The organism is Paractinoplanes globisporus DSM 43857 (assembly GCF_000379645.1).
Lineage (GTDB): Bacteria > Actinomycetota > Actinomycetes > Mycobacteriales > Micromonosporaceae > Actinoplanes > Actinoplanes globisporus.
Genome location: NZ_KB903308.1, coordinates 144,032 through 165,073 on the forward strand (window position 1 = coordinate 144,032; position 21,042 = coordinate 165,073).

General features: G+C 69.9%; 17 protein-coding genes. 12 read left to right on the forward strand and 5 right to left on the reverse strand.

Translation table 11 applies throughout. The features are described from left to right. Nucleotides 1-119 precede the first annotated feature (119 nt). From uvrA to A3CQ_RS0123965, 11 genes are all read left to right on the forward strand, one after another. Complete coding sequence (gene uvrA, locus A3CQ_RS0123915; RefSeq protein WP_020513488.1) at nt 120-3,086, forward strand: excinuclease ABC subunit UvrA; 2,967 nt, start codon at nt 120-122, stop codon at nt 3,084-3,086. Between the two features lie 251 nt (nt 3,087-3,337). Further along, nucleotides 3,338-3,880, forward strand: a complete 543-nt coding sequence (locus A3CQ_RS0123920; RefSeq protein ID WP_026206115.1) for a Rieske (2Fe-2S) protein — start codon at nt 3,338-3,340, stop codon at nt 3,878-3,880. Nucleotides 3,881-3,973: 93 nt separating this feature from the next. Further along, nucleotides 3,974-6,007: an excinuclease ABC subunit UvrC gene (gene uvrC, locus A3CQ_RS53805; protein WP_020513490.1), complete on the forward strand. Its 2,034-nt coding sequence runs from the start codon at nt 3,974-3,976 to the stop codon at nt 6,005-6,007. 84 nt (nt 6,008-6,091) lie between these two features. Beyond that, nucleotides 6,092-6,985: an RNase adapter RapZ gene (rapZ, locus tag A3CQ_RS0123930; protein WP_026206116.1), complete on the forward strand. Its 894-nt coding sequence runs from the start codon at nt 6,092-6,094 to the stop codon at nt 6,983-6,985. Then, entirely contained in the window at nt 6,982-7,941 is a 960-nt protein-coding gene (locus A3CQ_RS0123935) for a gluconeogenesis factor YvcK family protein (RefSeq protein ID WP_020513492.1), read from the forward strand. Before rapZ ends, A3CQ_RS0123935 begins: the two co-directional genes overlap by 4 nt. Before the next feature lie 58 nt (nt 7,942-7,999). Continuing rightward, nucleotides 8,000-8,980 carry a DNA-binding protein WhiA gene (whiA, locus tag A3CQ_RS0123940; RefSeq protein WP_026206117.1) on the forward strand — a complete coding sequence of 327 codons (981 nt, stop codon included), beginning with the start codon at nt 8,000-8,002 and terminating at the stop codon, nt 8,978-8,980. Nucleotides 8,981-9,353: 373 nt separating this feature from the next. Further along, nucleotides 9,354-10,352, forward strand: a complete 999-nt coding sequence (gap, locus tag A3CQ_RS0123945; RefSeq protein WP_020513494.1) for a type I glyceraldehyde-3-phosphate dehydrogenase — start codon at nt 9,354-9,356, stop codon at nt 10,350-10,352. Continuing rightward, complete coding sequence (locus A3CQ_RS0123950; protein WP_026206118.1) at nt 10,349-11,551, forward strand: phosphoglycerate kinase; 1,203 nt, start codon at nt 10,349-10,351, stop codon at nt 11,549-11,551. The genes gap and A3CQ_RS0123950 overlap by 4 nt, the downstream gene beginning before the upstream one ends. Next, nucleotides 11,551-12,336, forward strand: coding sequence for a triose-phosphate isomerase (gene tpiA / locus A3CQ_RS0123955; protein WP_020513496.1), 786 nt, complete (start codon nt 11,551-11,553; stop codon nt 12,334-12,336). Before A3CQ_RS0123950 ends, tpiA begins: the two co-directional genes overlap by 1 nt. A gap of 93 nt (nt 12,337-12,429) precedes the next feature. After that, complete coding sequence (gene secG, locus A3CQ_RS0123960; RefSeq protein WP_026206119.1) at nt 12,430-12,687, forward strand: preprotein translocase subunit SecG; 258 nt, start codon at nt 12,430-12,432, stop codon at nt 12,685-12,687. Nucleotides 12,688-12,802: 115 nt separating this feature from the next. Further along, on the forward strand, nt 12,803-13,144 hold the full coding sequence (locus A3CQ_RS0123965; RefSeq protein ID WP_026206120.1) for an RNA polymerase-binding protein RbpA: 342 nt from the start codon (nt 12,803-12,805) through the stop codon (nt 13,142-13,144). On the opposite strand, the gene pgl is transcribed toward A3CQ_RS0123965, so the two are convergent. The 5 genes from pgl to tkt all read right to left on the reverse strand — a co-directional run bounded on the left by pgl (nt 13,145) and on the right by tkt (nt 19,718). Next, on the reverse strand, nt 13,145-13,852 hold the full coding sequence (gene pgl / locus A3CQ_RS0123970) for a 6-phosphogluconolactonase (RefSeq protein WP_020513499.1): 708 nt from the start codon (nt 13,850-13,852) through the stop codon (nt 13,145-13,147). It lies immediately after the preceding gene. Between the two features lie 67 nt (nt 13,853-13,919). Beyond that, complete coding sequence (locus A3CQ_RS53810; protein WP_040432765.1) at nt 13,920-14,936, reverse strand: glucose-6-phosphate dehydrogenase assembly protein OpcA; 1,017 nt, start codon at nt 14,934-14,936, stop codon at nt 13,920-13,922. Then, the gene (gene zwf / locus A3CQ_RS0123980; RefSeq protein WP_169516301.1) at nt 14,933-16,450 is read right to left on the reverse strand and encodes a glucose-6-phosphate dehydrogenase; all 1,518 of its coding nucleotides are present in this window, start codon (nt 16,448-16,450) and stop codon (nt 14,933-14,935) included. The genes A3CQ_RS53810 and zwf overlap by 4 nt, the downstream gene beginning before the upstream one ends. Before the next feature lie 86 nt (nt 16,451-16,536). Continuing rightward, nucleotides 16,537-17,649: a transaldolase gene (gene tal / locus A3CQ_RS0123985; protein ID WP_026206121.1), complete on the reverse strand. Its 1,113-nt coding sequence runs from the start codon at nt 17,647-17,649 to the stop codon at nt 16,537-16,539. Between the two features lie 14 nt (nt 17,650-17,663). After that, entirely contained in the window at nt 17,664-19,718 is a 2,055-nt protein-coding gene (gene tkt, locus A3CQ_RS0123990) for a transketolase (protein WP_245577315.1), read from the reverse strand. A 331-nt stretch (nt 19,719-20,049) separates the two neighbouring features. On the opposite strand from tkt, the gene A3CQ_RS0123995 reads away from it, so the two are divergent. Then, nucleotides 20,050-21,009, forward strand: coding sequence for a heme o synthase (locus A3CQ_RS0123995; protein ID WP_026206123.1), 960 nt, complete (start codon nt 20,050-20,052; stop codon nt 21,007-21,009). The last annotated feature ends 33 nt before the right edge of the window (nt 21,010-21,042 follow it).

Consider the following 21,042-nt stretch of genomic DNA (forward strand, 5'->3'; position numbering starts at 1 on the left):
GCAGCATGTGACAGGCGCTGCACCTGAGCGGCCCGGTTCCGGCGAAAACTTGTCGTACCCCTTGGCTAGAGTGGCCGCGGCTTTGCTCGTATCAAACATATGTACGGAGAGGCTGGCTGGTGGCCGACCGTTTGATCATTCGAGGCGCGCGCGAGCACAACCTGCGCGACGTCAACCTCGACCTGCCCCGCGACGCGATGATCGTCTTCACCGGGCTGTCCGGCTCGGGCAAGTCCAGCCTCGCGTTCGACACGATCTTCGCGGAAGGTCAGAGGCGCTACGTCGAGTCCCTCTCGTCGTACGCGCGGCAGTTCCTCGGGCAGATGGACAAGCCCGACGTCGACTTCATCGAGGGCCTGTCCCCGGCGGTGTCGATCGACCAGAAATCGACCTCGCGCAACCCGCGCTCGACGGTCGGCACCATCACCGAGGTCTACGACTACCTGCGCCTGCTATTCGCCCGCACCGGCATCCCGCATTGCCCGGTCTGCGGCGAGCGGATCAGCAAGCAGACGCCGCAGCAGATCGTCGACCGGGTCCTCGCCATGGACGAGGGCACCCGCTTCATGGTCCTGGCCCCGGTCATCCGCGGCCGCAAGGGTGAGTACGTCGATCTCTTCGCCGAGCTGCAGTCCAAGGGCTACGCGCGGGCCCGGGTCGACGGCGTGGTGCACCCGCTCACCGAGCCGCCGAAACTGAAGAAGCAGGAGAAGCACACCATCGAGGTGGTGGTCGACCGCCTCAGCGTCAAGTCCGCCAGCAAGCAGCGCCTGACCGACTCGGTCGAGGCGGCGCTGGGCCTGGCCGGCGGCATCGTGCTGCTCGACTTCGTCGACCTGCCGGAGGACGACCCCGGTCGCGAGCGCCGCTTCTCCGAGCACCTGGCCTGCCCCAACGACCACCCGCTGGCGATCGAGGACCTCGAGCCCCGGGTCTTCTCCTTCAACGCGCCGTACGGCGCCTGCCCCGAGTGCACCGGCCTCGGGACGAAGAAGGAGGTCGACCCCGACCTGATCATTCCCGACGTGGAGCGCTCGATCCGCGAGGGCGCGATCCAGCCCTGGTCCGGCGGCCAGACCATGGAGTACTTCCTGCGCCTGCTCGAAGCCCTGGCCGAGGCCGAGAAATTCTCGATCGACACCCCGTGGCGAGCGCTGCCGGCCCGCGCCCAGAAGACGATCCTGTACGGCGCGGAGGACCAGGTCCACGTCCGCTACCGGAACAAGTACGGCCGCGAGCGCTCCTACTACACCGGCTTCGAGGGCGTGGTGCAGTGGATCGAGCGCCGGCACAACGACACCGACAGCGACTGGTCCCGCGACAAGTACGAGGGCTACATGCGCGACGTGCCCTGCCCGGTCTGCGGCGGCACCCGGCTCAAGCCCGAGGTGTTGGCGGTGACCATCGCCGGCAAGAGCATCGCCGAGGTCTGCAACCTGTCGATCGGCGACTGCGCCGAACTGCTGTCGACGATCGAGCTCGACGACCGGCAGGCGATGATCGCCGAGCGGGTGCTCAAGGAGATCAACGCCCGGCTGCGGTTCCTGGTCGACGTCGGTCTGGAATACCTGTCGCTGGACCGCGGCGCCGGTACCCTCTCCGGCGGCGAGGCGCAGCGCATCCGGCTCGCCACCCAGATCGGCTCCGGCCTGGTCGGCGTGCTGTACGTGCTGGACGAGCCGTCGATCGGCCTGCACCAGCGTGACAACCACCGCTTGATCGAGACTCTGGTGCGGCTCAAGAAGCTGGGCAACACGCTGATCGTGGTCGAGCACGACGAGGACACGATCCGCACGGCCGACTGGATCGTCGACATCGGGCCGGGCGCCGGCGAGCACGGTGGGCACATCGTGCACAGCGGCTCGGTCGAGGGCCTGCTGGCCAACCAGAAATCGCCGACCGGGGCGTACCTGTCCGGCCGCAAGTCGATCCCGACCCCGCGGACCCGGCGGCCGCAGGTCGCCGGCCGCGAGCTGGTGGTGCAGGGCGCCCGCGAGCACAACCTGCGCAACCTGACGGTCGACTTCCCGCTCGGGCAGTTCATCGCGGTCACCGGGGTCAGCGGCTCCGGCAAGTCGACGCTGGTCAACGACATCCTCTACACGGTGCTGGCCAACCAGGTGAACGGCGCCCGGATGGTGCCCGGCCGGCACACCCGCATCACCGGCCTCGAGCACGTCGACAAGGTGGTCGGCGTCGACCAGTCGCCGATCGGGCGCACCCCGCGGTCCAACCCCGCGACCTACACGGGCGTGTTCGACAGCATCCGCAAGCTGTTCGCCGAGACCACCGAGGCCAAGGTCCGCGGGTACGGCCCGGGGCGGTTCTCGTTCAACGTCAAGGGCGGCCGCTGCGAGAACTGCGCAGGCGACGGCACGATCAAGATCGAGATGAACTTCCTTCCCGACGTGTACGTCCCGTGCGAGGTGTGCAAGGGCGCCCGGTACAACCGGGAGACCCTCGAGGTGCACTACAAGGGCAAGACCATCTCCGAGGTGCTGGAGATGCCGATCGAGGAGGCGTCCGGCTTCTTCGAGGCGATCCCGGCGATCTACCGCCACCTCAAGACGCTGGTCGACGTCGGCCTGGGCTACGTCCGTCTCGGCCAGCCCGCGCCGACCCTGTCCGGCGGCGAGGCGCAGCGCGTCAAGCTCGCCTCCGAGCTGCAGAAGAGGTCGACCGGCCGCACGGTCTACGTGCTCGACGAGCCGACCACCGGCCTGCACTTCGAGGACATCCGCAAGCTGCTGCTGGTGCTCAACGGCCTGGTCGACAAGGGCAACACGGTGATCACCATCGAGCACAACCTCGACGTGATCAAGACGGCCGACTGGATCATCGACATGGGTCCCGAGGGCGGCAGCAAGGGCGGGCTCGTGCTCGCCACCGGCCGGCCCGAAGAGATCGCCGAGGTGGCCGAGAGCCACACCGGGCAGTTCCTGCGGCACACGCTCGGTCTGACCGGCGAGCCCACCGGGGCGCCCAAGGCGACCGACCGCGCGGCCAAGGCGAACGGCACGACGGCATCGGGCAAAACCGCCGCTAAACCGCGCTCGACTCGGTCCCGGGCGAAAGCTACGGTCTGAGGGTCTCCACCAGCTAAGTCACAGGTAACTCATAGCAACGGCACTCGTCCGAGATCCTAGTCTCGGACGGGTGCCGCGCCGCGTGTTAACAACGGGCAAAGGCACCGGGCAAAGGTGCCCAAAGGCGGGGGAAAGGGCGCGTCAGGGGCGGACAATTTCGCGAAATCCCTGAACCGGCTCGCCCGAGACCCCGTACATAACTGCGACGCCGCGTGACCACCTTTCGCGGACCATGCACTGGAGGGCAACCGATGACAGACGTGCAGACGACGACCGAGACCGAGCACAACGCCGAGGAGCCGGGCCGTCCGGGCCCCGGCGGCTCGCCGCGCCGGCTCGTCCTGCTCGGTGCCGGTGCCGTCGGCGCCACGGCAGTCCTGGCCGCCTGCGGCACCAGCACCAACACGAACACCACCGGCACCGGCTTCACCAACAACCCCGCGCCGGCCGGTAGCGGGCCGGCGAACGCGAACCCCGGGGACACCGGCGGCGACACCGGCGGGTCGACCGGCGGCAGCGCCCTCGCCGCCGTGGCGGACGTGCCGCAGGGCGGCGGCATCATCACCGACAAGTACGTGATCACGCAGCCGACCGCGGGCACGTTCAAGGCGTTCACCAAGGTGTGCACGCACGCCGGCTGCGACGTGAGCAAGGTGGACGGCGGCGTGATCAGCTGCCCGTGCCACGGCAGCAAGTTCTCGATCGAGACCGGCGAGCCGACCACCGGGCCGGCCACCAAGCCGCTCACTCAGACCCAGGTCAAGGTGGACGGCGACAACATCGTCCAGGCCTGACGGAAAGACCGGGCCGGAGGTCCGACGCCGTGGCGGCGGCAACGGACCTCCGGTCGGGTAATCATGTCAGTCCCTCGCACTACTGTTGAGCCCGTGCCAGACCCGTCCACCTACCGCCCGGCGCCCGGGACCATTCCGGAGTCACCCGGCGTCTACCGCTTCCGCGACCAGGCCGGCCGCGTCATCTACGTCGGCAAGGCCAAGAACCTGCGGAATCGTCTGAACTCCTACTTTGCCGACACCTGGTCGCTGCACGCCCGCACGCAGCAAATGGTGACCACCGCGGCGAGTGTGGACTGGGTCACCGTCGGGACGGAGGTGGAAGCCCTCCAGCTGGAGTACTCCTGGATCAAGGAGTTCGACCCGCGCTTCAACGTGAAATATCGCGACGACAAGTCGTACCCGTTCCTCGCGGTCACCCTCAACGAGGAGTTCCCCCGCCTGCAGGTGATGCGCGGCGCCAAACGCAAGGGCGTGCGCTACTTCGGGCCGTACTCGCACGCGTGGGCCATCCGCGAGACGCTCGACCTGTTGCTGCGGGTCTTCCCGGCGCGCACCTGCTCGTCCGGCGTCTTCAAGCGGGCCGGCCAGATCGGCCGTCCCTGCCTGCTGGGGTACATCGGGAAGTGCTCCGCCCCCTGCGTCGGCCGGGTCAGCGCCGACGAGCACCGCGAGATCGTCGACGACTTCTGCGACTTCATGGCCGGGCGTACCGACACGTTCGTGAAACGGCTCGAGCGCGAGATGATGCAGGCCTCCGAGGAGCTCGAGTTCGAGCGGGCGGCCCGGCTGCGCGACGACATCGCCGCCCTGCGCCGCGCGATGGAAAAGCAGACCGTCGTGCTGGGCGACGGCACCGACGCCGACGTGGTGGCCTTCGCCGAGGACCCGCTCGAGGCCGCCGTCCAGGTCTTCCACGTACGCGACGGCCGGGTCCGCGGCCAGCGCGGCTGGGTGGTGGAAAAGGTGGAGGACCTGACCACCGGCGATCTGGTCCACCACTTCTGCACGCAGGTGTACGGCGACGTGCAGGGGGAGGGCGACGTGCCGCGCGAGCTGCTCGTGCCGGCCCTGCCCGACGACGCGGACGCGCTGGCCGACTGGCTCTCCGACCACCGCGGCAGCCGGGTGCACCTGCGGGTGCCGCAGCGCGGCGACAAGCGGGCGCTGCTCGAGACGGTGGCGCGCAACGCGGGCGAGTCGCTGCAGCGGCACAAGCTGCGCCGGGCCGGCGACCTGACCACCCGCAGCAAGGCGCTCGACGAGATCGCCGAGGCGCTCGGGATGGAGACGTCGCCGCTGCGCATCGAGTGCTTCGACGTGTCGCAGATCCAGGGCACCGACGTGGTGGCGTCCATGGTGGTCTTCGAGGACGGCCTGGCCCGGAAAAGCGAGTACCGCCGCTTCGCCGTGCGGGGCAACGCGGACGGCAGCGGCATGGACGACCTGTCGGCGATGAGCGAGGTCATGCGGCGGCGGTTCGCCCGCTACAAGGCCTCGGAGCAACCGCCGGAGCCGGAGGCCGCGGAGCCTTCGGAGCCCGCGGACGGGGATGCCGACGAGATCGCCACCAACGACCTCCCCGGCATCGACCCGCTGACCGGCCGGCCGCGCCGGTTCGCCTATCCGCCGCAGCTGGTGGTTGTGGACGGTGGCCAGCCACAGGTCAACGCGGTGGCGGCCGTGCTGTCCGACCTCGGCATCACCGACGTGGCGCTGTGCGGCCTGGCCAAGCGGCTCGAGGAGGTGTGGCTGCCCGGCGACGACTTCCCGGTGATCCTGCCGCGCACCTCCGAGGCGCTCTACCTTCTGCAGCGCGTCCGGGACGAGGCGCACCGGTTCGCCATCACCTATCACCGGCAGCGTCGTTCCAAGCGGATGACCGCGTCCGCCCTCGACAGCGTGCCCGGGCTCGGCGAGACCCGGCGCAAGGCGCTGCTGCGCCACTTCGGGTCGCTCAAGCGGCTGGCCGCGGCCACCGCCGAGGAGATCGCCGAGGTGCCCGGCATCGGCCGGCGCACCGCGGAGACGGTGCTGGCCGCGCTCAACCCGCCGAAACCCGGGGCCGAGGCGGGGCCCGCGGTCACTCTCAGCCCACCGGCGAGCGGAACCGAACAGAGTGAATAGCATGGTGTGTCCGCCCGATGAGGTGCGGGCGGAGCGACGCGGGAGGCGTGCGTGACGGAGTCGTTGCCCGAGTTCCCCAACGACGTGGCGGATGGCGACGTGGTGGATCCGGACGAGTTGGCCACCGATCTGGTGGTCGTGACCGGCCTTTCCGGCGGCGGCCGCAGCACCGTGGCCCGCGCCCTGGAGAACGTCGGCTTCTACGTGGTGGACAACCTGCCCCAGGCGCTCATGCTCGACATGGCCCAGCTCGCTTTCCAGGCCGGCGGCGCCGCCCGCCGCACGGCAATGGTGCTGGACGTGCGCAGCCGGGCCTTCTCCACCGACCTGGCCGGGGCGGTGCGCGCGCTCAAGGAGCGCGGGTTCTCGCCGCGGGTCGTGTTCGTCGACGCCGACGACGAGGTGCTGATCCGCCGGTTCGAGTCGGTGCGCCGGTCGCACCCGCTGCAGGGCGACGGCCGCCTCGCCGACGGCATCGCGGCCGAGCGCAAGCTGCTCGAGGAGGCGCGCGAGCAGGCCGACGTGATCATCGACACCAGCCACCTGAACGTGAACCAGCTGCGCCGCCGGGTCGAGGAGCTGTTCGGCGGCGAGGACGTGCGCCGGCTGCGGATCACGGTGCTGTCGTTCGGCTTCAAGTACGGCCTGCCGCCGGACGCCGACTACGTGCTCGACGCCCGGTTCCTGCCCAATCCGTTCTGGGTGCCCGAGTTGCGCGACCACACCGGCCTAGAGGAAGCGGTCAGCAAGTACGTGCTCGACCAGGAGGGCGCCGACCGCTTCGTCAGCACGTACGCGGGACTGGTCGCGTCGACCGCGCCGGGTTTCGAGCGGGAGGGCAAGCGCTACCTCACCGTGGCCGTCGGCTGCACCGGCGGCAAGCACCGCAGCGTCGCGATCGCCGAGGAGCTGACCGCCCAGCTGCGCGACATGCGGCTCGCGGCCCACGCCTCGCACCGCGACCTGGGGCGGGAGTGACGGCCATCCGCGTGGTCGCGTTCGGGGGCGGGCACGGCCTGGCCGCCTCCCTGCGCGGTCTGCGGCACGCCGCAGGCGACCTCGACCTGGACATCACGGCGATCGTCACGGTCGGCGACGACGGCGGCTCCAGCGGCCGGCTGCTGCTCGAGCGCGACGCTCTGCTGCCGGTGGGCGACCTGCGCAAGGCGCTCGCGGCGCTGGCCTGCGACGACCCGGTCGAGCAGCGCACCGCCGAGCTGCTGCAGTACCGCTTCGCCGGCGACGACCCGCTGGCCGGGCACGCGGTGGGCAACCTCCTGCTGCTCGGGCTCATGGAGATGCTCGGCGACCCGGTCGAGGCGCTCGACCACGTGGCCGCGATGGTCGGCGCGCAGGGCCGGGTGCTGCCGATGGCCCGGCACGCCGTGGGCATCGAGGCCGAGGTGCTCGGCGCCGACCCGTCGCGGCCCGGCGAGGTGGTGACCGTGCGCGGTCAGCACGCGGTCGCGGTGGCACTCGGGCACGTCGAGGCCGTCCGGATAGAGCCGGTCGACCCGCCCACCCCGCCGCAGGCGATCGACGCGATCCGGGACGCCGATTGGCTGATCTTCGGCCCGGGCAGCTGGTACACCAGCGTGCTGCCGCACCTGCTGGTGCCCGGCCTGGCCGAGGCGATCGTGGCGAGCCCGGCCCGCCGGCTGGTCACGCTCAACCTGGCCGCCGACAACGAGACCTCCGGCCTGTCGGTGGCCGACCATCTGGCCGCCCTGCGGTGGTACCTTCCCGGCCTCCGTGTCGATACGGTCCTGGCCGACGCGAAGTGGGTCGGCGAGCCGGAACCGGTGCACCGGGCCGCGGAATCGTTGGGCGCGCGACTGGTGTTGGCACCACTGGCCGTTGCGGACGGCAGCCCGAGGCATGATCCTGAGTCGTTGGGCGTTGCACTGGTGCCAGTATTGGGCGCCGCTCGTTAAGCAGCAGGGCGTAGTGCGGCACAGACAGATCAGATCCGGCGCATGAGGTGACAACACGATGGCTATGACGGCAGCGGTCAAGGACGAGCTGAGCCGGGTCGACGTGCCCAAGCCGTGCTGCCGCCGCGCGGAGATGGCGGCCCTGCTGAGGTTCGCCGGCGGCCTGCACATCGTCTCGGGCCGGGTGGTCGTGGAGGCCGAGCTCGACACCGGCGCCGTGGCCCGGCGCCTGCGCCGCGAGATCGCCGACGTGTACGGCTACCCCAGCGAGGTGCACGTGCTGGCGAGCGGCGGTCTGCGCAAGGGCAGCCACTACATCGTGCGGATCGTCAAGGACGGCGAGGCGCTGGCCCGCCAGACCGGGCTGCTGGACGTGCGCGGGCGCCCGGTGCGTGGCCTGCCGCCGCACGTCGTCTCGGCCAACGTCTGCTGCGCGGTGGCCGCCTGGCGGGGTGCCTTCATGGCGCACGGCTCGCTGACCGAGCCGGGCCGCTCCAGCGCGCTGGAGATCACCTGCCCGGGGCCGGAGGCCGCGCTCGCGTTGCGTGGCGCCGCCCGCCGGATCGGGATCACCGCGAAGGAGCGCGAGGTCCGCGGCGTCGACCGTGTGGTGATCAAGGACGGGGACGCGATCGCCGCGCTGCTGACCCGCATAGGAGCACACGCCTCGGTGCTGGCCTGGGAGGAGCGCCGGGTCCGCCGCGAGGTGCGGGCCACCGCGAACCGGCTGGCCAACTTCGACGACGCCAACCTGCGCCGCTCGGCGCGCGCCGCCGTGGCCGCGGCGGCCCGGGTGACCCGCGCGCTGGAGATCCTGGCCGACGAGGCGCCCAACCACCTGACCTCGGCCGGGCAGCTGCGGCTGGAGCACCGGCAGGCCTCCCTGGAGGAGCTGGGGGCGCTGGCCGATCCGCCGTTGACCAAGGACGCGATCGCCGGCCGTATAAGGCGTCTGCTGGCGCTGGCCGACAAGCGGGCCCGCGACCTGGGCATCCCCGACACCGAGGCGGCCGTCACGCCCGAGATGCTGGCCTGCTGACGTCTGTCCGGAAGTTTGTGCCGGACCACAACTACACGCGAGAGACGCGCTGCGGCCTTGCGTGGCAGCGAGGCCGCGGTGTCGACCGTGTGCTTGTGCTCCCCCGTACGATAAATGGTGTTTTGGTGAATTTCTGAGTCACCCACCCGCTGCTGGCAGGGACAAGGGGCTCGGATAGGGTCTGGTTGACGGCGACGGTGCCGGCAGCTCGGCCACACGCGCCGTGACGCCGCCAGTCAGGCGCGGCGCCACCTTTTTGAGCCCTTCATGGGGAGCGCGGCGGCCGGACGCATTCGCCGGCCGAAGCACAAGGTCGGCGTAAACCCTCCGCCGGTCGACGAAACCCGGCGGACCGAAACGAGGAGATCCACCTGTGACCATCCGGGTTGGCATCAACGGCTTCGGCCGTATCGGACGCAACTTCTTCCGGGCGGTGCTCGCCTCCGGCGCGGACATCGAGATCGTCGGCGTGAACGACCTGACCGACAACGCGACGCTGGCCCACCTGCTCAAGTACGACTCGATCCTGGGCCGCCTGCCGTACGAGGTCAAGGCGACCGCCGACGAGATCACCGTGGGTGGCAAGACGTTCAAGGCGTTCGCCGACCGCGACCCGGCCAACCTCGCGTGGGGTGACGTCGGCGCCGATGTGGTCATCGAGTCGACCGGCTTCTTCACCGACGCCACCAAGGCGAAGGTGCACGTCGACAACGGCGCCAAGAAGGTCATCATCTCGGCCCCGGCCAAGAACGAGGACATCACGATCGTGATGGGCGTCAACGACAACCTGTACGACGCCGCCAAGCACACCGTGATCTCGAACGCGTCCTGCACCACGAACTGCCTCGCGCCGATGGCCAAGGTCCTGAACGACACGATCGGCATCGAGCGTGGCCTCATGACCACGATCCACGCCTACACGCAGGACCAGAACCTGCAGGACGGCCCGCACAAGGACCTGCGCCGCGCCCGCGCCGCCGCCCTCAACGTGGTGCCGACCTCGACCGGCGCCGCCAAGGCGGTCAGCCTGGTGCTGCCGGAGCTCAAGGGCAAGCTGGACGGCTTCGCGATGCGCGTGCCGATCCCGACCGGCTCGGCCACCGACCTGACCTTCCAGGCCGCCAAGGAGACCTCGGTCGACGAGGTCAACGCCGCGATCAAGGCGGCCGCGGACGGCCCGCTCAAGGGCATCCTCACCTACACCGAGGACCAGATCGTTTCGTCCGACATCGTCACCGACCCGGCGTCCTGCATCTTCGACGCCGGCCTCACCAAGGTGATCGGCAACCAGGTCAAGGTCGTCGGCTGGTACGACAACGAGTGGGGTTACTCGAACCGCCTCGTCGACCTGGTCAAGCTCGTCGGGGCCTGATCTTGAAGACTCTCGACGACCTGCTCGGCGAGGGTGTCTCGGGTCGGCGCGTGCTGGTGCGCGCCGACCTGAACGTCCCGTTCGACAAGAATCAACCCGGTGTCATCACCGACGACGGGCGGGCACGCGCTGTGCTGCCGACGCTGGTCGCTCTGCGTGATGCCGGGGCGCGCGTTATCGTGATGTCGCACCTGGGCCGCCCGAAGGGCGCGCCGGACCCGAAGTACACGCTGGCGCCCGTGGCGACCCGTCTCGGTGAGCTGCTCGGCACGCCGGTGATCTTCGCTTCCGACACGGTCGGCGAGGATGCCTCGGCCAAGGTGGCGGCGCTCGGCGACGGCGACGTGCTCCTGCTGGAGAACCTTCGCTTCAACGCGGGGGAGACGGCGAAGGACGATGCCTCCCGTGCCGCTTTCGCCGGAGAATTGGCGAAATTTGCGGACTTCTACGTGGATGACGCCTTTGGGGCTGTGCACCGGAAGCACGCGTCGGTCTACGACGTGCCGGCGATCCTGCCGCACTACGCCGGCGGGCTCGTGCTGCGCGAGGTGGAGGTGCTCAAGCGCGTCTCCGAGAGCCCGGAGGAGCCGTACGTGGTCGTGCTCGGCGGCTCGAAGGTCTCCGACAAGCTCGCGGTGATCCAGGCGCTGCTGCCGAAGGTCGACAAGCTGCTCGTCGGCGGGGGCATGTGCTTCACGTTCCTCAAGGCGCAGGGGCACGAGGTCGGCAAGTCGCTCCTCGAGGAGGAGATGATCTCGACCTGCGCATCGCTCCTGGAGCAGGCCGGTGGGCGAATTGTCCTCCCGGTGGACGTGGTGGCGGCGACCGAGTTCTCCGCCGACGCCGATCACAATATTGTTGATATTTCGGATATTCCGGCTGATCGGCTCGGGCTGGACATCGGGCCGAAGTCGGTGGCGCTGTTCTCGGAGGCCATCGCGCCCGCCAAGACGGTGTTCTGGAACGGCCCGATGGGCGTCTTCGAGCTGGCGCCGTTCGCGGCCGGCACCCTGGGCGTCGCCGAGGCGATCACCAAGATCGACGGCTTCTCGGTCGTCGGCGGCGGCGACTCGGCCGCGGCCGTGCGCACGCTCGGCCTCGACGAGTCGGCGTTCGGGCACATCTCCACCGGCGGCGGCGCTTCCCTCGAGTACCTCGAGGGCAAGAAGCTGCCCGGCGTCGAAGCGCTGGAGAAGTGATGAGCGACCGTCGCCCGATCATCGCCGGCAACTGGAAGATGACCGTCAACCACCTCGAGGCCATCCTCCTGGTGCAGAAGCTGGCCGCCAGCCTCAACGAGCAGCAGCTCACCGACGTCGAGGTGGTCGTGGTACCGCCGTTCACGGCCCTGCGCAGCGTGCAGACCGCGATCGACGGCGACAAGCTGCTGATCGGCCTGGGCGCGCAGGACCTGTCGCCGCACGACAAGGGCGCCTACACCGGCGACATCTCGGGCAGCATGCTCGCCAAGCTCAACTGCTCGTACGTGCTCGCCGGGCACTCCGAGCGGCGGCAGTACCACCACGAGGACGACGTGCTGGTCAACGCGAAGGTGCGCGCCGCCTTCCGCAACGGGCTCACGCCGATCCTGTGCGTGGGCGAGGGCCTGGAGGTCCGTGACGCCGACGGCCACGTCGGGCACTGCACCGAGCAGGTCATCGCGGGTCTCGAAGGCCTCACCGCCGAGCAGGTCAAGAAGGTCGTCGTCGCGTACGAGCCGGTCTGGGCGATCGGCACCGGCAAGACCGCGACCCCCGACGACGCCCAGGAGGTGTGCGGCGCGATCCGGTCGTGCATCGCCGAGGCGTACGGGAAAGAGGTCGCCGAGGCCGTACGCATCCAGTACGGCGGCTCGGTGAAGGCCGCCAACATCGCCTCGATCATGGCCCAGCCGGACATCGACGGCGCCCTGGTCGGCGGCGCGTCGCTGGACGCGGAGGAGTTCGCCTCCATCGCGCGTTTCCGGGATCACGTCGGGCGCTGAGTTTCGTGTGAAAAGGTGCCCGGTCGCCGGCGGCGGCCGGGCACCCGCTATTGTTGGACCGCAATTTGTCCTTCGAGAGGAATGAACCCGATCATGCCGATGTGGTTCGCGTACACGATGATCGTGTTGCTGGTGATCACCAGCCTTGTGCTGACCCTGCTGATCCTGCTGCACCGCGGCAAGGGCGGCGGCATGTCGAGCATGTTCGGCGGCGGCGTGACCTCGAGCCTCGCCGGCTCCTCGGTGGCGGAGAAAAACCTCGACCGCTACACCGTGCTGGTCGGCATCGTCTGGTTCGCCTGCATCGTCGGACTCGGTCTCTGGCTGCGTACCGTCCTGCCTGCTTCCTGACCGAGCGTAATAGTCGTAGAATCTGCCGCGCGTCCGGTTCGCCCGGACGCGCGGCGTTTCATTTGCCCTGCTTTGTGACTCTCTCACCAACGCCCTCGAGACAGGAGTGACGTCCGTGTCCAGTGGCAGTGCGATCCGCGGCAGTCGCGTCGGGTCCAGCCCGATGCGCCCCGACGAGCGCAGCGAACCAGCCCCGCGCCGGGAGGTGGTCTACTTCTGCGCGGCCGGGCACGCGAGCGAGATCAAGTTCGCCGCCGAGGCTCCCGCGCCCGAGACGTGGGACTGCCCGCGCTGCGGCCAGCCGGCGGGCCTCGACGGGGAGAACCCGCCGGGGCGGCTGCGCGTCGAGCCGTACAAGTCGCATCTGGCCTATGTGAAGGAGCGCCGCTCCGAGGAGGACGGCGCCAAGATCCTCGCCGAGGCGCTGGCCAAGGTGCGCCAGCGCCGGGGCGAGTAACTACCGCTTGGCGGCCGCCGCCTCGTCGAGCAGCCAGTACGTGCGTGACTGGCCGGTGGCGTGGGCGGCGGGCCGGGTCTTGTCGCCGTTGAGGGCCGCGCCCACCGCATCCGTCTTGTCCGGGCCGGCGGCGATCAGCCACACCTCGTCGGCGGTCTGGATCGTCGGCATGGTCAGCGTGATCCGGGTGGGCGGCGGCTTCGGGCTGTTGTGCACGGCCGCCGTGAGACCCGTCGCGTTGAGTTCCGGGTACTCCGGGAAGAGCGACGCCACGTGCCCGTCCTCGCCGACGCCGAGCATGAGTACGTCGAACCGGGGTGCCGGGCCTAGCTCGGCCGCATACTGAGCCGCCGCCGACTCGGCGTCCACCCCGTTCGCCGCCGGCATGGGGTGCACCCGCGCCGGATCCAGGGGCAGCGCGTCCAGCAGCGCCGCGCGTGCCTGGGTCTCGTTGCGGTCGGGATCGCCGGCCGGCAGGAACCGCTCGTCGCCCCACCACAGGTCCACGTGGGACCAGTCGATCGCCCGCGCCGCCGGCAGGTCCTTCACCGTGCGCAGCACCTTGGCGGCGATCCGGCCGCCGGTCAGCACCACGCTCGCCGAGCCGCGCTCGGCCTGCGCGTCCACGATCTTGGCGACGAGACGGGACGCGACCGTGTCGGCGAGGACGTCCGCGTCCGGTACCACCACGACCAGGGTCTTGCTCACGTGTGCCTCCTCAAGGCGGAAGGGCCGCCCACCGTGCACGGTGGGCGGCCCTGCTGATGTGTCGAAACTAGGCGGCCGAGCCACCGGGGCCGGCCATCGCGCCCGCCGCCTCGTCGGCACGGGCGGCGAGCGCCGGGTCCCGCCAGACGTGCACCCGCATCGGGGGCTTCTTGTCGAGGTCGCTGAGGCCGGCCATCGCGCCCAGCGCCTCCGAGTAGATCTGGTCGGCGTCGAGCCGGCGCAGTTCCTCGGCGAGCTCGTCGCCGACGGGCCGCCTCGGCAGCGGCATGTAGCGGTCCTCCTGGCCGGTGCGGCTGAACAGCGCCGTATTCTCCTCGCGGGTGACCCGGACGCAGTCGCCGTTGGCACACTGCAGCTCGACCGAGTGCATCCGCGGGGAGCGGTCGGTGAATTCCCACTTCGGGACGATGCCGAGGCGGGACTGCAGCCAGCCCTTCATGAGCGCGGCGGTCGGATCTTTCTCCGGCGCCACGATGGTGGCGCCGACGACCCGCTCGTCGGTGGTGTCGAAGGCGCCGGCCACGAGCGTGCGCCACAGGGTGATCCGGGTCCAGGTGAGGTCGGTGTCGCCCGGGGCGTAGTCGGCCGCGCGCCGGCGCAGGGCGGCCACTGGATCGGCGGCCTGCGCGCAGTCGGTGATCCGGCGGTCGGCGACGACGCCCAGGAAATCGTTGGCGATCACCTCGGGCGGGTCCTCGTGCCACCAGGTGACCACCGGGACGTCCGGGGCGAGCAGCGGCATGACAACCGACTCGGCGTGCAGGGCGAGCCGCCCGTACATCCGCATGACGACCGCCTCGGCGGGGCCCAGCCGGCCGCCGACGACGATCTCGGCGTCCAGCCGGCTGCGTCCGTCCAGATCGGAGCGGACCACGATGAGCAGGCGGCACGGGTGCGCCGCCGCCGCGATCGTGGCGGCCGCCTCGGCCTCGCGGACCTTCTTCTCCTCCACCACGGCGACCAGCGTCAGGGCGAGGCCGGAGGCGACGCCCCCGGCGCTGCGCCGCTCGGCGGCCAGGGCCTTGACGACCTCGTTGCCGGTGGTGTCCCAAAGCCCGATCATGCTCGCCTCCACGCCCGGCCCTCGCGGGCCAGCATCTCGTCGGACGCCCGCGGGCCCCACTCACCGGCCCGGTAGGGTTCCGGCTTGGTGTCCGCCCAGGCGGCCTCGAGCGGGTCGATGACCCGCCAGGACTGCTCGACCTCGGCGGCGTCCGGGAACAGGGTGCGGTCGCCGACCAGCACGTCGAGCACGAGCCGCTCGTACGCCTCGGGGCTGGACTCGGTGAACGCCTCGCCGTACTGGAAGTCCATCGCGATGTCGCGGACCTCCATCGTGGTGCCGGGCACCTTGGAGCCGAATTTCAGGACCACGCCCTCGTCGGGCTGGACCCGGATCACCAGCTGGTTGTGGCCCAGCATCTCGACGTCGGCCGGGTCGAACGGCAGGTGCGGCGCGCGCTTGAAGAGGATCGCGATCTCGGTGACCCGGCGCGGCATCCGCTTGCCGACCCGGACGAAGAACGGGACCTCGGCCCAGCGCCTGTTCTGGATGCCGAGGCGAACCGCGACGTACGTCTCGGTGGTGGAGTCCGAAGGAATGTTCTTCTCCTCCAGGTACCCCACCGCGCGCTCGCCGGCCACCCAGCCCTGGAGGTACTGGCCGCGGACCGAGCCCTTGGAGATGTCCTTGGGCAGGCTGATCGCCTTGAGCACCTTGAGCTTCTCGGCCCGCACCTCCTGCGGATCGAAGCTCGTGGGCTCCTCCATGCCGACCAGGGCGAGCAGCTGCAGCAGGTGGTTCTGCAGGACGTCGCGGGCGGCGCCGGAGGCGTCGTAGAACGCGGCGCGGGTGCCGATGCCGACGTCCTCGGCCATGGTGATCTGCACGCTGTCGACGTACTTGGAGTTCCACACGGGCTCGAACAGGCTGTTCGCGAAGCGGAGGGCCAGGATGTTCTGGACCGTCTCCTTGCCCAGGTAGTGGTCGATGCGGTAGACGTCCTGCGGGGTGAAGACCTCGTCGACGAGCTGGTTCAGCGCGATCGCGGTCTGCAGGTCGTTGCCGAACGGCTTTTCCACCACGACCCGGCGCCAGCCGCCGGACTTGGCGTTGTCGGCCATGCCGGTGCGGGCGAGCTGGTTGAGCACCAGCGGGAACGCGGCCGGCGGGATGGAGAAGTAGAACGCGGCGTTGCCGGGGATGCCGTTGCGCTCGCGCAGGTCGTCGAGCGTGGCCGCCAGGTGGTCGAACGCGGCGTCGTCGTCGAACGAGCCGGGCACGAACTGGAACTGGCTGGCCAGGCGCTGCCAGACGTCCTCGCGCCACGGGGTCCGGGCGCCCTTCTTCGCCGCCTCGAGGGCCAGGGACTCGAAATCGCCGTCGCCCCAGTCGCGGCGGGCGAAGCCCAGGACCACGAAACCGGGCGGCAGCAGACCGCGGTTGGCCAAGTCGTAGACGGCCGGGATGAGCTTCTTTCGGGACAGGTCACCGGTGACTCCGAAGATCACCAGAGCGCAGGGCTCCGGGATGCGCGGGAGCCTGCGGTCCTGTGCGGTACGCAGCGGATTGCCCACGTGGTCCATCCTGCCAGTTCTCGGTGTCGTGCAGGTGAAGTACGCAGGGGCCCGCCCGACGAACGAGCGGACCCCTGCACAGAGAATCAGACGCCGGTGCCGGCCTGAAGCGACTTGTGAACGCTCTCGAGCAGTTCCTTCCAGCTGACCTCGAACTTGTCGACGCCCTCGTCCTCGAGGACCTTGACGACGTCGTCGAAGTCGACGCCGACCGCCTTGAGGTCGGCCATCACCTGGTGGGCCTGCGCGTACGCGCCGGTCACCGTGTCGCCGCGGACCTCGCCGTGGTCGGCGAAGGCGTGGATCACGGACTCGGGCATCGTGTTGACCACGCCGGGGGCGATGAGCTCCTCGACGTAGATCGTGTCCTTGTAGTCCGGGTTCTTGGTCGACGTGGACGCCCACAGCGGCCGCTGCGGGTGCGCGCCGGCCGCCGCGAGGGCCTTCCACCGGTCGGTGCCGAAGACCTCCTCGTAGGCCTCGTACGCCAGCTGCGCGTTGGCGATCGCGGCCTTGCCCATCAGGGCCTTCGCCTCGTCGCTGCCGATCTTTTCGAGGCGCTTGTCCACCTCGGTGTCGACGCGGGAGACGAAGAAGGACGCCACCGAGCCGATCTTGGTGATGTCGTGGCCGTTCGCCTTGGCCTGCTCGACGCCGGCCAGGAACGCGTCCATGACCGCGCGGTAGCGCTCGAGCGAGAAGATCAGCGTCACGTTGACGCTGATGCCCTCGGCCAGGGTGGCGGTGATCGCGGGCAGGCCCTCGAGGGTCGCCGGGATCTTGATGTAGAGGTTTTCCCGGCCGACGAGCCACCAGAGCGTCTTCGCCTCGGCGACGGTGCTCTCGGTCTCGTGCGCCTTGCGCGGGTCGACCTCGATCGACACCCGGCCGTCCACACCGTTCGACGCGTCGTACGCGGGCCGCTCGACGTCGCAGGCGCCGCGGACGTCCCGCGCGGTCATCAGGCGTACCGCCTCCTCGACCGTGACCCGCATGACGGACAGGTCCTTGACCTGGGCGTCGTACGCGTCGGCGTCGGAGAGCGCCTTCTGGAAGATGCTGGGGTTGGTGGTCACACCGACGACGTGCTGCTCGTTGAGCATCTTCTTCAGCGAGCCGCTGGTCAGTCGGACACGGGAGAGATCGTCGAGCCAGACCGCCACACCCTGGGCGGAGAGCTCGGCAAGCCGATCAGTCATGCTCCTACACTCCCTCAATTTCCGGTCGTGTGACCGGTGATCTCGCCGACCTTGGCCAGGGCGGCGTTGGCCTTTGCCACCACGTTGTCCGCGGTGAATCCGAACTGCTCAAAGAGGATCTTGGCCGGTGCGCTGGCACCGTAGTGCTCGATGCTGACCGGCTCGCCCGCTTCTCCAAGAATGCGGTCCCAGCTCATCCGGATGCCAGCCTCGACCGTTACACGTGCCTTGACCCCTCGCGGGATCACTTCCTGCTGGTACGCGGTCGACTGCGCGTAGAACCATTCCTGGCACGGCATCGACACGACCCGGGTCGGCGTTCCCTCCGCCTCGAGCCGCTCCTGGGCGGTCAGGCAGTACTGCACCTCGGAGCCGGTGCCGATGAGGATCACCTTCGGCTCGCCGTTGGAGGCGTCGGACAGCACGTAGCCGCCCTTGAGGACGCCCTCGGCCGACGCGTACTTCGAACGGTCGATCGTCGGGAGTGCCTGCCGGGTCAGCGCCAGCGCGGTCGGGGCGTCGGTGTGCTCGAGGGCGCCGCGCCAGGCCCACGCGGTCTCGTTGGCGTCCGCCGGGCGGACCACGTTGAGGCCGACGATGGCGCGCAGCGCGGAGAGGGTCTCGATCGGCTGGTGCGTCGGGCCGTCCTCGCCCAGGCCGATGGAGTCGTGCGTCCACACGTAGATCACCGGCAGCTTCATCAGCGCGGAGAGCCGGACGGCGCCGCGCATGTAGTCGCTGAAGACCAGGAAGGTGCCGCCGTACGGCCGGGTGGCGCCGTGCACGGTGATGCCGTTGAGGATCGAGCCCATGCCGTGCTCGCGGATGCCGAAGTGCAGCGTGCGGCCGTACTCGTTGCCGGGGAACTCCTTGGTGGCGTACTCGGCCGGGATGAAGGACGGCTCGCCCTTCATCGTCGTGTTGTTGCTCTCGGCGAGGTCGGCCGAACCGCCCCACAGCTCCGGCAGCACCGGCGCGAGGGCGTTGAGGATCTGCTGCGACGCGGCGCGGGTGGCGATGCCCTTGGCGTCGGCCGGGAACTCGGGGAGCGACTTCTCCCAGCCGTCCGGCAGCTTGCGGGCGGTGACGCGGTCGAACAGCGCCTTGCCGTCGGCGTTGCCCGCGGCCCAGGCGTCGAACGACTTCTGCCACTCGGCGTGGGCGGCGCGGCCCCGCTCGGCGGCCTTGCGCGCGTGCTCGAGCACGGCCGGGTCGACGGCGAACGACTCGTTCGGGTCGAAGCCGAGGATCTCCTTGGTCGCCTTGACCTCGTCGGCGCCCAGTGCCGAGCCGTGGATCTTGCCGGTGTTCTGCTTGTTCGGCGCGGGCCAGCCGATGATCGTCTTGAGCACGATGAACGACGGCTTGTCGGTCACCGCCTTCGCGGCCTGGATCGCGTCCCAGAGCGTCTCGACGTCCTCGTGGTAATCGCCCTTGGCCGGGTCGCCCTTGCGCCACGAGACCGTCTGCACGTGCCAGCCGTACGCCTCGTAGCGGGCGCCGACATCCTCGCTCTTGGCGATGCGGGTGTCGTCCTCGATGGAGATCTCGTTGTCGTCGTAGATCAGCGTGAGGTTGCCGAGTTTCTGCACCGCGGCGATCGCGCTCGACTCGTGGCTGACGCCCTCCTCGATGTCACCGTCCGAACAGATCGCGTAGATGTTGTGGTCGAACGGCGACGTGCCCGCGTCGGCCGACTGGTCGAACAGGCCGCGCTCGCGCCGGGTGGCCATGGCCATGCCGATCGCGTTGCCGATGCCCTGGCCCAGCGGGCCGGTGGTGACCTCGACGCCCGGAGTGTGGCCGTACTCCGGGTGACCCGGGGTCAGCGAGTCCCACTGCCGCAGCGAGGCCAGGTCGTCCAGCTTCAGGCTGTAACCACTGAGGAAGAGCTGAATGTAGAGGGTGAGGCTGGAGTGGCCCGCGGAGAGCACGAACCGGTCGCGGCCCGGCCAGTTCGGGTCGGTCGGGTCGTGCCGCATGACGCGGTTGAACAGCAGATAGGCGGCCGGCGCGAGGCTCATGGCCGTTCCGGGGTGGCCGTTGCCGGCCTTCTCGACGGCGTCCATGGCCAGCACCCGGACGGTGTCCACCGCTTTGCGGTCGAGGTCGGACCAATTGAGAGCAGGATCTGTGGCAGCCACGTCGGTTGTGCTCCTCGGGGCATGGATTAGGAACCCTTTTGAGGTTGACCCTATCCACTTGCCCTAAACCCGTGCCCCGGGAACGCCCGAGGCCCATACGCTGAGAGCGGACACGCCACGTGTGTGACGGCCTGCACCCGCCCCGGGTCGCGGGAGCAGCGCATTCGGCTGCGCGTAGGCTGTCCGAGCGTGCCGCCGGCTGGCGCCGGTAACGGTCGTGATGTGGCTAGGTGCCGATGCCGGAAGGTGGCTGTCCGTGAGCATGATCACCGAGCGTCCCGTCCCCGGACGGGCGCCGGGCGTCCCTTCGCGCGCTGACCGGCCGGTCGCCGCCGAAACGCGCCGCGATCTGATTGCCGTGTTCCGCGCCTACCTGGCGCTGACCAAGCCGCAGATCGTCGAGCTGCTCCTGGTGACCGCGGTTCCGACCCTGATGCTCGCCTCCGGCGGCTGGCCCGACCTGCGCACTCTCGCCGTGGTCCTGGTCGGCGGCGGTCTCGCCGGCGGCGCGGCCAGCGCGCTCAACTGCTACATCGACCGCGACATCGACGAGCTCATGCGGCGCACCAAGCGGCGCCCGCTGCCGGCGCACAGCGTGACCCCGCGGGCCGTGCTGATCTTCGGCCTGACCCTCGCCGTGATCTCCGTCGCGCTGATGGCCGTCTTCACCAACTGGCTGGCCACGGCGCTGACCGCGGGCGCGATCTTCTACTACGACGTGGTCTACACGCTGTGGCTCAAGCGCCGGACCCCGGCCAACACGTTCTGGGGCGGCGTCTGCGGCGCGGCTCCGGTGATCATCGGATGGGCCGCGGTGACCGGCTCGGTGTCGCCACTCGGATGGGCGCTTTTCGCGGTTGTTTTCTTTTGGCAGATGCCGCACTTCTACGCGCTCGCCATCAAGTACAAGGACGACTACGCGCGGGCCGGCGTCCCGATGCTCCCGGTGGTGCGCTCCGCGGCCCGGGTGAACGGCGAGATCGCGCTCTACACGGTGCTCACCGTGGTGGCCTCGCTGGCCGCCTGGCCGCTCGGGCTCGGCCCGATCTACGGCATTACCGCGATCATCACGGGTGCTTTGTTCCTCGGCGAGGCGTTTCTGCTGGTCCAGCGCACCCGCAAGGGGGAGCCGGCCAAGCCGATGCGCCTGTTCCACTGGAGCATCACGTACCTCACCATCCTCTTCATCGCGGTGGCGGTCGACGCCCTCGTTTGAGCGTAAATGTCCGGCTCTCGGGTTACGGGTGAT